The organism is Corynebacterium sp. ACRPJ, from assembly GCF_022347345.1.
Classification (GTDB): Bacteria; Actinomycetota; Actinomycetes; order Mycobacteriales; family Mycobacteriaceae; genus Corynebacterium; species Corynebacterium tuberculostearicum_D.
Window position 1 is genome coordinate 95,047 of record NZ_JAKRNC010000007.1, and the last position, 13,172, is coordinate 108,218.

The window sequence follows — 13,172 nt, forward strand, 5'->3', positions numbered from 1 at the left end:
CGCGGATTCTGCTCGCACTACTTAAAGGTGAGACCAGAACTACCAGATCAGAAATTCTTGATTGAGACGCCGAAACCTGGTCCAAACCGTCCACACAGCCGCCTATACCTTCGTGTAATTCCACAAAGAAGCCGCAAGACCCGCAGAAGGTAGTCTCTTAACTGCGAAAAGAGTTATCCACAGCGTTATTCACACTTGTGTAATTCCATCTTTGTAATTCGTAGATCTTACTCACAGTTTTAAATTCCACAGGCTCTATGCTGGGAGAACTGCCCTGTGATCAGCGCTGTGTGTAGATCGGTGATCAAATGACAAAACCTGTGGATAAAACGGTGATCCCGTTAGTTGTCCACAATTCGCCCCGATTGATCACAGCAAGATCACAAGAATTGGCACACCCCGGATCTGTGTCCTGAACTTGTCATTTCCCTAGTTACCCACAGATCCCACAGAGCTTATTACTACTACTAAATTATTTCTCTGATCTGTATAGAAGAAAGAGGGTGTGTGGAATTCGGCCCGGCCTGCCTTGGGCCAGGCGCCGATCGGGCGGGCAAAGATGGAATTACACGTTGTGGCGCACCGCGCCCGATGCGGTAAGTTGGAAGCCAGTCTTTTGTAAGTAACAAATTTCCTACTTGCCTCAGAGGAGCTCTTCGCACCATGGATGAAGCCGTGTCATTTCGCGTTGCCAAAGATGACCTTGCCAACGCCGTAGCGTGGGTTGCTCGCAGCCTGCCGTCCAAGGTCACCCAGCCCGTGCTCCGGGCGATGCTGATCACCGCGGATGACAATGGTCTTGAGTTCACTGGCTTCGATTACGAGGTTTCCACCCGCGTCCGCATCGCCGGCATGGTGGATGAACCCGGACAGATCGCGGTAGCCGGCAAGCTCCTCTCTGACATCGTCGCTTCCCTTCCCAACAAGGAAGTGGAGATCTCCCAGGTAGATTCCAAGGCCTTGGTTACTTGTGGTTCTTCCCGCTTTGAGCTGCCACTGATTCCACTGGATGATTACCCGCAGCTTCCGGTCCTGCCGGAGGTTACCGGCACCATCCAGCCGCAGCTATTCGTCGAGGCCATCCACCAGGTCGCCGCCGCGGCCGGCAAGGATGACACCCTGCCCATGCTCACCGGTGTGCACATGGATATCCGTGGCAAGGACATTGAGATGACGGCAACGGACCGCTTCCGCCTGGCCATGCGCACCTTGGAATGGGAGCCGAAGTCACCGGATGTAGAAGCGAAACTCTTGGTGCCTGCGAAGACCCTGCAGGAAACCGGTCGTTCCTTGGATCCGCACTTGAATATCCCCGTGGAAATCGCTGTGGGCACCGATGACAATATTGGTGCCGATGGCCTCTTTGGCCTGCATGCGGATAATCGCGAGACCACCACGCGCATGCTGGATGCGGACTTCCCTAATGTGCAGCCACTGCTGCCGAAGAACCACACCAATATTGCCTCCATTGAGGTCGCCCCGCTGCAGGAAGCAATTCGCCGCGTGTCTTTGCTGACGGATCGCAACGCGCAAATTCGGATGGAATTCGCCGATGGCCAGGTAACCCTTTCCGCCGGTGCGGATGCTGGTAACGCCACCGAGACCCTGCCGTGCGCATTCCATGGCCGCGATGAATTCCTCATCGCCTTCAATCCGGGCTACCTCAAGGATGGCTTGGGCGTTATCAACACCGACCGCGTGGTCTTCGGCTTTACCGAGCCTTCCCGCCCAGCCATCATGATCCCAGAACCGGAAGAGCTGCCTGAGGCCGATGAAGATGGCAACTTCCCCACGCCGGAGACCAACTTCACCTACCTGCTCATGCCGGTTCGCCTGCCGGGCTAATGTACGTCAGGGATCTCGATGTTCGGGATTTTCGCTCGTGGCCCGAACTTAATGTGCAGCTAGGGCCGGGGATCACCCTTTTTGTCGGGCGCAACGGCTTTGGCAAGACCAATATCGTCGAGGCCATTGGCTATACCGCCCACCTTTCTTCCCACCGCGTTTCACACGATGCACCGCTGGTGCGCCAGGGCGCAGACAGCGCGCGGGTATCCATTACCGCGGTGAACCAAGGCCGCGAACTTACTACCCATTTGCTGATTAAGCCCCACGCGGCCAATCAAGCACAGATTAATCGCACCCGCCTGCGCAGCCCTCGTGAGTTGCTGGGCGTGGTAAAAACAGTGCTCTTTTCCCCGGAGGACTTGGCTCTGGTGCGCGGGGAGCCGGCCGGGCGCCGCGCCTACCTTGATAGCATTATTGCCTCGCGGACTCCGCGCCTAGCGGGCGTGAAGGCCGACTACGACAAGGTGCTCAAGCAGCGCAATGCCTTGCTGAAATCGGCCTCCGGCAGCCTGCGCCGCGGCTATTCCGATAGCGATGGCGCCGCTGCGTTGGCCACCTTGGATACCTGGGATGCGCAGCTTGCCCGGCTCGGCGCCCAGGTGATTGCCGCACGCCTTGCGCTTGTCGACGCCCTGTTGGACCACATCCCCGCCGCCTATTCCGGCTTGGCACCAGAATCGCGGCCGGCGCACGTGGAGTATAAGTCCACGATCGATACCTCTGATCGCGACGTACTCGAAGCGGTTATGCTCACCGAGTTGGCCGCCGCCCGGCAGCGCGAGATCGAACGCGGCATTTCCCTGGTGGGCCCGCACCGCGATGATCTGGTGCTCAACCTGGGCGATCAGCCGGCCAAGGGGTTTGCCAGCCACGGCGAGACGTGGTCCTATGCCATCGCGCTGCGTTTGGCGGAATTCAACCTCCTGCGCCAGGAGGGAGGATCGGATCCGGTGCTCATCTTGGATGATGTCTTTGCCGAGCTCGATGCCAAGCGCCGCAAGCAGCTGGTCCACTTGGCCGCCGAGGCCGAACAGGTGCTCATCACCGCGGCCGTAGATGAGGATCTGCCCGGAAACTTGGAACCCATCGTGCGTTACCGCGTGAGCGTAGAAGATACCGAGACCGGCCGCATTTCCAAGCTCAGCGCCGAGGAAGGTGAGGGGAATGAGTGAGGATCAAGGGGGCGTCGGCAAGCAGCGCATCGATCCCGTCACCCAGTACTTCAAGCTTGTTCGGTCCACCTCCAAGAACCCGCCGAAGCTGACCCGCCCGGTGCCGAAGATGCCGGTGCCTTCGCTGGAGAAGGCGCAAAAGCAGGGGTATATGGGCTATCAACGGGGCTTACCCACGGGCCCAGATGGCAGGAAGAAGCGGCGCACGCTGGCCGTGCCGAGCCTGGGATCCCAAATTAACCGCGAAGTTGTCAATCGTGGTTGGGAACATGACTTAGCCAATGGCTGGGTGATGGGCAATTGGGAGCATCTGGTGGGCGAGCGCATCGCCGCGCATACGCAGCCGCAGCGGATTAAGGACAAGATTGTCTATGTATCCTGCGATAACTCCACGTGGGCAACGGAGCTGCGCTACCTGCAGCGCCAAATCCTGCGCAAAATCTCTGACCGCCTGGGCCCGGATGTCATTGTGGAACTGCGGATTCACGGGCCGAAACAAAGGCGCAATTATGAGGGGCGGCAGTGGGTCAAACCGCAAGGATCACAAGATACATACGGCTAATAGGCTGAGGTTTACTCAGACCTGCACAACGTAAATAACCTCAGAGCGCCCCGGATTCCTATCTCTCACGGGTGTGGGGTGTCTTTCAGTAGGGGGTATCCGTGTAGAATAGTCAAGGTCTTAGAATTAGCTATAGCCAAAAGGAGAGCACGAATCCGTGGCTGAAGAACACGCATATGATGCCGGGTCAATTACGATCCTGGAGGGTCTCGAGGCCGTCCGTAAGCGCCCCGGCATGTACATTGGTTCGACCGGTTCGCGCGGCCTGCACCACCTCATTTGGGAGATCGTCGATAACTCCGTCGATGAGGCCATGGCCGGCTACGCCGACAAAGTTACCGTCAAGCTGCTGGAAGATGGCGGCGTCGAGGTCATCGATAATGGCCGCGGCATCCCGGTAGAAATGCACGCCTCTGGCGCACCTACCATCCAGGTGGTCATGACCCAGCTGCACGCCGGCGGTAAGTTCGACTCCGACTCCTACGCCGTTTCCGGCGGTCTGCACGGTGTCGGTATTTCCGTGGTCAACGCGCTTTCTACCCGCGTGGAGGCGGAGATCAAGCGCGACGGCAAGCACTGGTACCAAAACTTCCAGAACGCCATCCCGGATGATCTGGTTGAGGGCGGCAATGCCCGCGGCACGGGCACCAAGATCCGCTTCTGGGCGGACCCGGAAGTTTTTGAAACTACCGAGTACGATTACGACACCATTGCCCGCCGCCTGCAGGAAATGGCCTTCCTGAATAAGGGCCTATCCATCGAGCTCATTGATGAGCGCGTCACCGAAGAACAGATCGAGCTGGAAGAGATCGCCGATGCAGAATCCGGCGAGACCAGCGCGGATGAGACGTCCTTCGATGACGCCCCGGACGCCGGCGATACCTTCAACGAAGAATCCGGCGAGGCAAAGGAAGCTGCGGCAGAAAAGAAACGCCGCAAGAAGGTTACCTTCCACTACCCAGAGGGCTTGACCGATTACGTCAAGTTCCTTAATAAGTCCAAGACCTCGATCCATCCCAGCATCGTCTCTTTCGAGGCCAAGGGTGAAGATCATGAGGTAGAAGTGGCGTTGCAGTGGAATCAGGGCTATAAGCAGTCCGTTCACACCTTTGCCAATACCATCAACACCCACGAGGGCGGCACGCACGAAGAGGGCTTCCGTGCGGCCTTGACCACCCTGATGAACCGTTACGCCAAGGAGCATAAGCTCCTCAAGGAAAAGGACGGTAACCTCTCCGGCGATGACTGCCGCGAAGGCTTGGCGGCTGTTATTTCCGTCAAGGTGGGCGATCCGCAGTTCGAAGGCCAGACCAAGACCAAGCTGGGCAATTCCGAAATCAAGGGCTTTGTCCAGCGCGCGGTCAACGAGCACGTCAATGACTGGTTCGATGCCAACCCGGCTGAGGCCAAGGCCATCATCAATAAGGCCGTGTCCTCCGCGCATGCTCGCATGGCTGCCCGCAAGGCTCGCGAGATGGTGCGCCGCAAGTCCGCCACCGACCTCGGCGGCCTGCCAGGCAAGCTCGCGGATTGCCGCTCGAAGGATCCGAAGATTTCCGAGCTCTACATCGTGGAGGGTGACTCCGCAGGTGGCTCCGCTAAGGGCGGCCGCGATTCCATGTTCCAGGCCATCCTGCCGCTGCGCGGCAAGATCCTGAACGTGGAGAAGGCCCGCATGGATAAGGTGCTCAAGAATGCCGAGGTCCAGGCGATTATTACCGCGCTGGGTACCGGCATCCACGAGGAATTCGATATCAAGAAGCTGCGCTACGACAAGATCGTGCTCATGGCCGATGCCGACGTGGACGGCCAGCACATTGCCACGCTGCTTCTGACCTTGCTCTTCCGCTTCATGCCGCAGCTGGTTGAGGACGGCCACGTGTTCCTGGCTAACCCGCCGCTGTACAAGCTCAAGTGGTCTAAGGGTACTCCGGGCTATGCTTTTTCCGACGCCGAGCGCGATAAGCTGCTGGCCGAGGGCCTGGAGCACAACCGCAAGATCAATAAGGATGACGGCATCCAGCGCTACAAGGGTCTGGGCGAGATGAACGCCGCCGAGCTGTGGGAGACCACGCTTGACCCGAGCACCCGCATCCTGCGCCGTGTGGACTTGGAAGACGCACAGCGCGCCGATGAGCTCTTCTCCATCCTCATGGGTGATGATGTCTCGGCCCGCCGCTCTTTCATTACCCGCCGCGCGAAGGATGTTCGCTTCCTGGATATCTAAATCGCAGCACAAAGCCCACCGCGGAATTTCCGCGGTGGGCTTTAATTGTGCGGCGTCGTGAAGCGCTGAGCCTAGGCTTGGGAGCTGCGCTGGTCCGCTATGGCGAATCCTAAGGATGCAAGACACATGGCGAGGATGACGCCGAAGCCGGCGATGATGGAAAGCGGCCAGTCCGCACTGGTGCCGTGCAAGGTAGCAAACACAATAGCCGTGATAACAGCAAGCCCAACGGCAGTGCCAATGCGCTGGCCGGTCTGGAGCACAGCGCCGGAAGAGCCGGCATAGGCTTGAGGAACGTGCGCCAAGGTAAGCGTTTGATTGGGGGAAATTACCGAGCCTTGGCCGCCCCCAACAAAGGAGAGCGAAAGAACCATCCACCATTCACTAGCTCCCCACTGCTCAGTGGCCCAGATAAGCGCAATTGTGGCCACTAGACCGAAGATGGTCACCAGCATGCCAAGTACCACGACCTTGCGCCCATAAACGGAAACGGATCGGCCGGCCAGAGTAGCGGAAATGGAGCTCAATAAGGCGGCGGGGATACCTACGGATCCGGCCGCGAGGGCGGAGTGTCCGAGTCCGCTTTGGAAGTAGAGTGCCACGAGCACCCAAATGCTGGTAATGCCCATAAACCACAAGGTGGCGATGATGGTGCCATTGCGAAAACTCGGGGTGGCAAAGATGGTGAGATCCACCATTGGCGGGTGGCCGGTGGCCTTGTGGCGGCGCTCCCACAGCACCCATCCCACAAGGAGGACGGCGCCCAACAGTAGGAGCCACCACACGGCCGGGGAGGCGGAGGATTCCATGAAGGGGAAGAGGATGGCCCACACTGCAGCGCCGAGAATCACCGCACCGATGGGATCCAGGGTGGCGAGGGCCTTGAAGATGCCCAGTTTATTGCCATTTTCATCGCGCACGCGGGAAAACAGCGGCCGCGGAAACCATAGCAATCCTAAGATGATGGCAATAAGGCCGACGGGGAAATTGACCAGCATGGTCAGCCGCCAGCCTAGGTCTGCGCCGCCGAGGCGAATGAGCAGGCCGCCCAGTACCGGACCGATGGCTACGGCGATGCCCACCGTGGAACCAAAGTAGCCGAAGGCGCGGGCGCGCTCTGAACCGCGGAAGTACTGCTGGATCATGCCCACGCCTTGTGGGTTGAGTAGGCCGGCACCTACGCCTTGGATAAAGCGGGCGGCATTGAGTGATTCAGCGTTTGGAGCGAAGCCGGCGACCGCAGCACTGATGGAATAAATAGCGATGCCCGCTAAAAAGATTCCGCCGCGGCCGACGAGATCTCCGGCGCGACCGGCCGCCACGAGGATAACGCCGAAGGTGAGTGCATAGCCGGAGAGTACCCATTGCACATCCGAATTAGAGGCTCCGAGGCCAGATTGAATAGACGGCAGGGCCACGTTGACGATGGATACGCTCAGCAGCGACATAAAGAGTGCCGTGAGCAAAACGATAAGTACCCGCCAGCGGGCAGGATCCTGGCCGGCGGGGTACTCAGTTTGGTTAGCTTCGGAAGTAGTCACTTCCACACTTATACCTGGCGTTTGGAATGCGATTCAACCGCAAGGAAACTACATATGCTTTTGCAGTACGCGGCCGAAATCTGGGACCGCGGGGGTGAGGAATTTCGAGGCCTTGCCGCGCAGGGAGTTATAAGGCTTGGACAGCGCGGGGGAATTGATTTGCTCTGCGTGCTTATCGGCTACCGACATGATGGAATCGCTCACCTGGGCGCTGCGCGGCTCCACGAAGGAACCGAAATCCTGCTCGGAACTTTCCGAAAATTCTTGCCAGTGCGGATCCAGAGCATCCAGGACATCCGGCAACACGCGGCCTAGGGCCTTGGTAATGATGGCGGAATCGACCTTCTTTGCGGCGGCGACGGCGCCTTTCAGCGCCATACCGGTAATGCCCGATTGCTTGGCGACGACCCCCTCAACCAACTCGCCACAATCGCTTACTACCGCAGTGCGCTGCGGACCCGACATAAGTTCAGAAAGATGTGCCATGCTGCACCAGCTTACGCGAGTTAGGCGGGCTGTCCCGGCAAGCCGGGAAGGTTGGCCTGAATCGCGGCGATCTGATCGGCGATCCGGCTCAAGCCGGCATCGCGCGCGGCTTTTTCCAGATCCACGTTAGGGGAGTAAAGAGCCACGGCACCAGCCAGCGCGGTGACGCCAGCAGCCGCTGCGGTGATGATCAAAGTGAGGTCCAGCTGGGAAGAGCCAGTAGAGGAGCCACCAGGCTGGCCTTGTTCAAAGTCTGGATTTATGTTGTCTTTCCAGGAATCAGCATCAGCTGCGGTGGCGGTAGGAGCAGTGACGGCGGTGGCGGCTAGGGCCACGGCCGTGAGGCTCGAGGCGGCGATCTTCTTGAAGCGGGACATGGTGGTGGTTCCTTCCTAGGGTCACTATCCCCAATAACTTAGGCAACTTCTTTAACACTAAGGTAGACGCGCACGCTGAACTTTGCGAACTCTGCGTTATGCCCGCTTAGCGCCGGCACGCGAGCTAAGACTTCCGCCATGGAACCGGCGGCATCGCGGTGGCTGTCGTGGATGGCTATTCCTTCTAACTTGGCGGTGCTGGCGGCTGCGGCGGCCGCAAGAGCGGCGAAGTTGGTGATGCGAACGTTAAAGCGTGCGCAAAACTCCTGCGCTAAGAGGCAGAGCTGCTCAGTGCTCATGACTACCTAAGGCTGCGCGGGCCGAGCCCGGCGGATTTCCGTCTCTAGTTCAGCGCGGCCGGGGAGGAGGGCGCGGGCGGTGGATTGCACGTGGGCGTCGGCAAGCGTGCGGGCTGCCGCTGAAACAACGGCGCGCACCACCGCCTCGTGCTTGGAGGTGCCCTGCGCGGAAGCCAACAAGGTAAGGGCGTGATCCTGCTCGTCTGTGAGCCGCAATGTCATTGCCATACTTCAGTGATACCACGGTGATACCACCCGTGCGGCAATTCGAGCCCTGAAAGGCGCTAGAGGGTAGAATTTGGCGTTATGAGTGACAATAACGACGATCTTTTTGATCGCATATTTCCCATTGACATTAATGAGGAGATGGAGTCGAGTTATATCGACTATGCCATGTCCGTCATCGTTGGCCGCGCTCTGCCGGAGGTGCGCGATGGCCTGAAGCCGGTGCACCGTCGCATCCTCTACGCGATGTTCGATTCCGGTTACCGCCCGGAGCGCGGCTATGTGAAGTCCGCCCGCCCAGTCTCGGACACCATGGGTCAATTCCACCCGCACGGTGACTCCGCGATTTATGACACCTTGGTGCGTTTGGCCCAGTCCTGGAACATGCGCTACCCACTGGTGGACGGCCAAGGTAACTTCGGTTCCCGCGGCAATGATGGCCCGGCAGCAATGCGTTATACGGAGTGCAAGCTCACCCCGTTGGCCATGGAGATGGTGCGCGATATCCGCGAAAACACCGTAGATTTCTCGCCCAACTACGATGGCAAAACCAGCGAGCCAGACGTCTTGCCGTCCCGTGTTCCGAACCTGCTCATGAACGGTTCTGGCGGTATTGCCGTGGGCATGGCCACCAATATTCCGCCACATAACCTCAACGAGCTGGCCGAGGCCATCTACTGGATGCTGGATAACCCGGATGCAGACGAAGAGACTGCGCTGGAAGCCTGCATGGAACGCGTCAAGGGCCCGGATTTCCCCACCGCCGGTCTAATCGTGGGCGATCAGGGTATCAAGGATGCCTACACCACCGGTCGTGGTTCCATCCGGATGCGCGGTGTGACCTCCATCGAGGAGTCTGGATCTCGCCAGACCATCGTAATTACCGAGCTGCCATTCCAGGTCAACCCGGATAACCTCATTTCCAATATCGCGGAGTCCGTGGCCAACGGAAAGATTGCGGGCATCTCCAAGATTGAGGATGAGTCCTCCGACCGCGTTGGCATGCGCATCGTAGTCACCCTGAAGCGCGATGCCGTGGCCCGCGTGGTGCTCAATAACCTCTACAAGCACTCCCAGCTGCAGACGTCCTTCGGCGCGAATATGCTCTCCATCGTCGATGGCGTGCCGCGCACCCTCCGCTTGGATCAGATGCTGCGCTACTACGTGGAGCATCAGATTGAGGTCATCGTTCGTCGTACCCAGTACCGCCTGAATGAGGCCGAGAAGCGCGCCCACATCTTGCGCGGTATGGTAAAAGCCCTGGATATGCTGGATGAGGTTATTGCCCTCATCCGCCGTTCGCCCACCGTGGACGAGGCGCGCGAAGGCTTGAAGGAGCTTCTCGACGTCGACGATATCCAGGCCGATGCCATCCTGGCCATGCAGCTGCGTAAGCTGGCCGCCTTGGAGCGCCAAAAGATCATCGATGAGCTGGCGGAAATCGAGCGCGAAATCGCGGATCTGAAGGACATCCTCGCCCGCGAGGAGCGCCAGCGCCAGATTGTCCACGATGAGCTGGCAGAGATCGTCGATAAATATGGCGATGAACGCCGCACTGAAATCATCCCGGCGACCGGCGATGTCACCGATGAGGACCTCATTGTCCGCGAGAACGTCGTGGTTACCATCACCTCTACTGGTTACGCCAAGCGCACCAAGGTGGATTCCTATAAGGCGCAAAAGCGCGGTGGCAAGGGCGTGCGTGGCGCCGAGCTGAAGCAGGACGATATTGTGAAGAACTTCTTCGTCTGTTCCACGCACGACTGGATTTTGTTCTTTACCAACTTCGGCCGTGTTTACCGCCTCAAGGCTTACGAGTTGCCAGAGGGCGGTCGCGCTGCTCGCGGCCAGCATGTGGCTAACCTGCTGGAATTCCAACCAGAAGAAAAGATTGCTCAGGTCATCCAGATCCAATCTTATGAGGATGCTCCTTACCTGGTTCTCGCCACCCAGCAGGGCCGTGTGAAGAAGTCCCGCCTGACCGATTACGAGTCCGCGCGTTCCGCTGGCCTTATCGCCATCAACCTCAATGAGGGCGATGCGCTCATTGGTGCACAGCTCGTCTCCGAAGGCGATGACATCTTGCTTACCTCCGAGCAGGGCCAGGCTATCCGCTTTACTGCCGACGACGACCAGCTGCGCCCCATGGGCCGCGCCACCGCCGGTGTGAAGGGCATGCGCTTCCGCGGTGATGATCAGCTGCTGTCCATGTCCGTGGTCCACGATGGCGAGTTCCTCTTGGTAGCCACCTCTGGCGGCTACGGCAAGCGCACTGCCATCGAGGAATATACCCCGCAGGGGCGCGGCGGCTTGGGCGTTATGACCTTTAAGTACACCCCGAAGCGCGGCAAGCTCATTGGCGCTATTTCTGTGGACGAAGATGATGAGATCTTCGCTATCACCTCTGCCGGTGGGGTCATCCGCACCGAGGTGGAGCAGATTCGTCCATCCTCCCGTGCAACCATGGGCGTGCGCTTGGTGAACTTGGGTGACGAAGTCGAACTGCTTGCCATCGACCGGAACGTGGAAGAAGATGGTGAGGAAGACGCTCAGGCTGTGGCCAAGGGCGAAAAGACCGTGGATGAGGTCCAGCAGGAGCACAAGGCTGGCGATGCTTCCAAGGATGAGGAGTAATTAATGGCACGACGAGACGTAACTATTACGCGAATCTCGCCTACCTCGGCCTTCCGTGTTGGTCTGGCTTTGTCACTCGTCGGACTCATCGCCTGGATGCTGGCCGTATGCCTGCTCTACATCGGCTTGAACCAGGTGGGCATTTGGGAATCGCTCAATAGCCTCGTCGGCGGCGTGGGCGGCGGATTTGAGGTAACCTTCGGTGTCATTATCTCCGCCTCCGCGCTCATCGGCGTTATTTTCGCCGTTCTCCTTACGTTGCTGGCACCACTGATGGCGGTTATTTACAACGCCATCGTGGATGTCTTTGGCGGCCTGCGGGTCGACCTAGACAATCGCTAGCGCCTCTCTTGCGTTTGAAGATGCCGGCACCTTCGGGTGCCGGTATTTTTCTTTCTTCCGTGCGAATCGTCCCCTTTTGTTTAGTGGTCTGAAATGCTTCTTGAACAGGCGATTTGTATAAATCCGGGGATAGTATGTAGAGTTAATTCTCGTTCCGCACAAGGGCCTATAGCTCAGTCGGTTAGAGCGCATCGCTGATAACGATGAGGTCGCTGGTTCGATTCCAGCTAGGCCCACCACGGAACAATGGGGCATTAGCTCAATTGGTAGAGCATCTGCTTTGCAAGCAGAAGGTCAGGAGTTCGATTCTCCTATGCTCCACAGCATGAAGTCCGGCTTCCTCTTCGGAGGGGCCGGACTTTTTCATTTCCGCGGTCGTTCCCAGGAGCTCTGAGAAGTGCCACAATGGCGAGCGCTCCACTCGGATCACCATTTTCGTCCATATAAACCGGCAAAACCGTCGACGAAAACCGAGGTTTGGATGGACGATATCGTTGAAGACAGTACTAAGCCAGTCTCGAAGAGGGAGCCGATGATGGATGGCAGTGGCATCTACACAGTTGCACGGCAGCGCGCCGAAGAGATGCTCGGCTCGCAGGTACAGCATCCTTTCGGGCCCGACTGGGAAGTATTCAAAGTACGCGGCAAGGTTTTCTTGTTGTTGACCGCGGTGACGGGCCAAGAGCAAATGATTGTTAAGGCCGAGCCGGAGGACTGCCAAGCGCTACAGCAGCAGTATTCGTTCATTGCGCCGGGCTACCACATGAATAAGCGGCATTGGGTTTCCGTCTACCCACACGCAGACCTGCACCAACGCCTGATAGAGGAGTTAGTCACGGATTCCTATCGTATGGTGGTGGAAAAGCTGCCGAAAACGCAGTGTCCTATTGACCCGACATCTTTGGGTTAAGGGCCGTGGAGAGTCACTTTATATCTAAAGCCTTGTTGTTAAAATAAATCTCATGACCGAGCGCGATGACTTCTGGCTTGATGATGAAGAACTGGCATCATTTATGTCCCTAATGAGTGTAAATATTCGCTTGACTAATATTTTGGATGCTCAGCTGCGCGATGATGCAGGTCTGAGCTTTTTTGAGTACACGGTGCTCTCCCGGCTATCTGAGGCGGAAAATCGTGAAATGCGTATGCGTGACCTAGCGATTACTGCCAATGGTTCTTTATCGCGCTTAAGCCAGGTCGTTACGCGCCTAGAAAAGCAGGGGTGGGTTGTGCGCCAGCCGTGTCCGACCGATGGCCGTACCACCATGGCGCAGTTGACGGATAGCGGCTGGGACAAGGTGGTAGAGACGGCACCTGGGCACGCTAAGCAGGCGCGGAAGTCCGTAATGGATAAGCTAACCCGCACGCAGATTCGCCAGATGCTGCAGATTAATCAGCGGATTATTAAGGCCATCGAGAATGATGAGCGCTACGGTGGGCGCTATTAGGTAGTGCGCCT

The 13,172-nt window shown here is 58.2% G+C and carries 13 protein-coding genes and 2 tRNA genes; 10 read left to right on the forward strand and 5 right to left on the reverse strand.

Annotation, left to right across the window (positions count from 1 at the left end):
- Positions 1–663: 663 nt before the first annotated feature.
- From dnaN to gyrB, 4 genes are all read left to right on the forward strand, one after another.
- On the forward strand, positions 664–1,845 hold the full coding sequence (gene dnaN, locus MHY08_RS06430; protein WP_005325994.1) for a DNA polymerase III subunit beta: 1,182 nt from the start codon (positions 664–666) through the stop codon (positions 1,843–1,845).
- Complete coding sequence (gene recF / locus MHY08_RS06435; protein WP_239193717.1) at positions 1,845–3,020, forward strand: DNA replication/repair protein RecF; 1,176 nt, start codon at positions 1,845–1,847, stop codon at positions 3,018–3,020. The genes dnaN and recF overlap by 1 nt, the downstream gene beginning before the upstream one ends.
- A complete protein-coding gene (locus MHY08_RS06440; RefSeq protein ID WP_150850217.1) occupies positions 3,013–3,582 on the forward strand; it encodes a DciA family protein in 570 nt (189 codons plus the stop codon). The genes recF and MHY08_RS06440 overlap by 8 nt, the downstream gene beginning before the upstream one ends.
- Positions 3,583–3,739: 157 nt before the next feature.
- Positions 3,740–5,809, forward strand: coding sequence for a DNA topoisomerase (ATP-hydrolyzing) subunit B (gene gyrB / locus MHY08_RS06445; protein WP_239235965.1), 2,070 nt, complete (start codon positions 3,740–3,742; stop codon positions 5,807–5,809).
- A gap of 71 nt (positions 5,810–5,880) precedes the next feature.
- Here gyrB and MHY08_RS06450 read toward each other — a convergent pair whose 3' ends face one another.
- The 5 genes from MHY08_RS06450 to MHY08_RS06470 are packed head-to-tail and all read right to left on the reverse strand — an operon-like array spanning position 5,881 to position 8,740.
- Positions 5,881–7,356 (reverse strand): MFS transporter, encoded by a 1,476-nt coding sequence (locus MHY08_RS06450; protein ID WP_239235966.1) that lies wholly within the window; start codon positions 7,354–7,356, stop codon positions 5,881–5,883.
- A gap of 42 nt (positions 7,357–7,398) precedes the next feature.
- Entirely contained in the window at positions 7,399–7,836 is a 438-nt protein-coding gene (locus tag MHY08_RS06455; RefSeq protein WP_239235967.1) for a hypothetical protein, read from the reverse strand.
- A gap of 20 nt (positions 7,837–7,856) precedes the next feature.
- A complete protein-coding gene (locus tag MHY08_RS06460) occupies positions 7,857–8,213 on the reverse strand; it encodes a hypothetical protein (protein ID WP_239235968.1) in 357 nt (118 codons plus the stop codon).
- Between the two features lie 38 nt (positions 8,214–8,251).
- The gene (locus MHY08_RS06465) at positions 8,252–8,512 is read right to left on the reverse strand and encodes a cell filamentation protein Fic (RefSeq protein WP_204610638.1); all 261 of its coding nucleotides are present in this window, start codon (positions 8,510–8,512) and stop codon (positions 8,252–8,254) included.
- Positions 8,513–8,518: 6 nt separating this feature from the next.
- Complete coding sequence (locus tag MHY08_RS06470) at positions 8,519–8,740, reverse strand: CopG family transcriptional regulator (RefSeq protein WP_239235970.1); 222 nt, start codon at positions 8,738–8,740, stop codon at positions 8,519–8,521.
- 78 nt (positions 8,741–8,818) lie between these two features.
- Between MHY08_RS06470 and gyrA the strand changes: the two genes are divergently transcribed.
- The 6 genes from gyrA to MHY08_RS06500 all read left to right on the forward strand — a co-directional run bounded on the left by gyrA (position 8,819) and on the right by MHY08_RS06500 (position 13,161).
- The gene (gyrA, locus tag MHY08_RS06475) at positions 8,819–11,371 is read left to right on the forward strand and encodes a DNA gyrase subunit A (protein ID WP_239235972.1); all 2,553 of its coding nucleotides are present in this window, start codon (positions 8,819–8,821) and stop codon (positions 11,369–11,371) included.
- Positions 11,372–11,374: 3 nt separating this feature from the next.
- Positions 11,375–11,713 carry a DUF3566 domain-containing protein gene (locus MHY08_RS06480; protein ID WP_049378050.1) on the forward strand — a complete coding sequence of 113 codons (339 nt, stop codon included), beginning with the start codon at positions 11,375–11,377 and terminating at the stop codon, positions 11,711–11,713.
- A gap of 162 nt (positions 11,714–11,875) precedes the next feature.
- Positions 11,876–11,952: transfer RNA gene (locus tag MHY08_RS06485), tRNA-Ile, on the forward strand.
- Positions 11,953–11,961: 9 nt separating this feature from the next.
- A tRNA-Ala gene (locus MHY08_RS06490) sits at positions 11,962–12,034 on the forward strand.
- A gap of 160 nt (positions 12,035–12,194) precedes the next feature.
- Positions 12,195–12,623: an MmcQ/YjbR family DNA-binding protein gene (locus MHY08_RS06495; RefSeq protein WP_239194814.1), complete on the forward strand. Its 429-nt coding sequence runs from the start codon at positions 12,195–12,197 to the stop codon at positions 12,621–12,623.
- A 52-nt stretch (positions 12,624–12,675) separates the two neighbouring features.
- Positions 12,676–13,161, forward strand: coding sequence for a MarR family winged helix-turn-helix transcriptional regulator (locus MHY08_RS06500; RefSeq protein ID WP_239194812.1), 486 nt, complete (start codon positions 12,676–12,678; stop codon positions 13,159–13,161).
- Positions 13,162–13,172 lie beyond the last annotated feature (11 nt).

Excerpts from the sequence above, each read along its gene's own strand:
- dnaN (WP_005325994.1), top strand. The coding sequence starts at position 664 with ATGGATGAAGCCGTGTCATTTCGCGTTGCCAAAGATGACCTTGCCAAC.
- recF (WP_239193717.1), top strand. The coding sequence starts at position 1,845 with ATGTACGTCAGGGATCTCGATGTTCGGGATTTTCGCTCGTGGCCCGAA.
- MHY08_RS06440 (WP_150850217.1), top strand. The coding sequence starts at position 3,013 with ATGAGTGAGGATCAAGGGGGCGTCGGCAAGCAGCGCATCGATCCCGTC.
- MHY08_RS06455 (WP_239235967.1), bottom strand. The coding sequence starts at position 7,836 with ATGGCACATCTTTCTGAACTTATGTCGGGTCCGCAGCGCACTGCGGTA.
- MHY08_RS06460 (WP_239235968.1), bottom strand. The coding sequence starts at position 8,213 with ATGTCCCGCTTCAAGAAGATCGCCGCCTCGAGCCTCACGGCCGTGGCC.
- MHY08_RS06465 (WP_204610638.1), bottom strand. The coding sequence starts at position 8,512 with ATGAGCACTGAGCAGCTCTGCCTCTTAGCGCAGGAGTTTTGCGCACGC.
- MHY08_RS06470 (WP_239235970.1), bottom strand. The coding sequence starts at position 8,740 with ATGGCAATGACATTGCGGCTCACAGACGAGCAGGATCACGCCCTTACC.
- gyrA (WP_239235972.1), top strand. The coding sequence starts at position 8,819 with ATGAGTGACAATAACGACGATCTTTTTGATCGCATATTTCCCATTGAC.
- MHY08_RS06480 (WP_049378050.1), top strand. The coding sequence starts at position 11,375 with ATGGCACGACGAGACGTAACTATTACGCGAATCTCGCCTACCTCGGCC.
- MHY08_RS06495 (WP_239194814.1), top strand. The coding sequence starts at position 12,195 with ATGGACGATATCGTTGAAGACAGTACTAAGCCAGTCTCGAAGAGGGAG.
- MHY08_RS06500 (WP_239194812.1), top strand. The coding sequence starts at position 12,676 with ATGACCGAGCGCGATGACTTCTGGCTTGATGATGAAGAACTGGCATCA.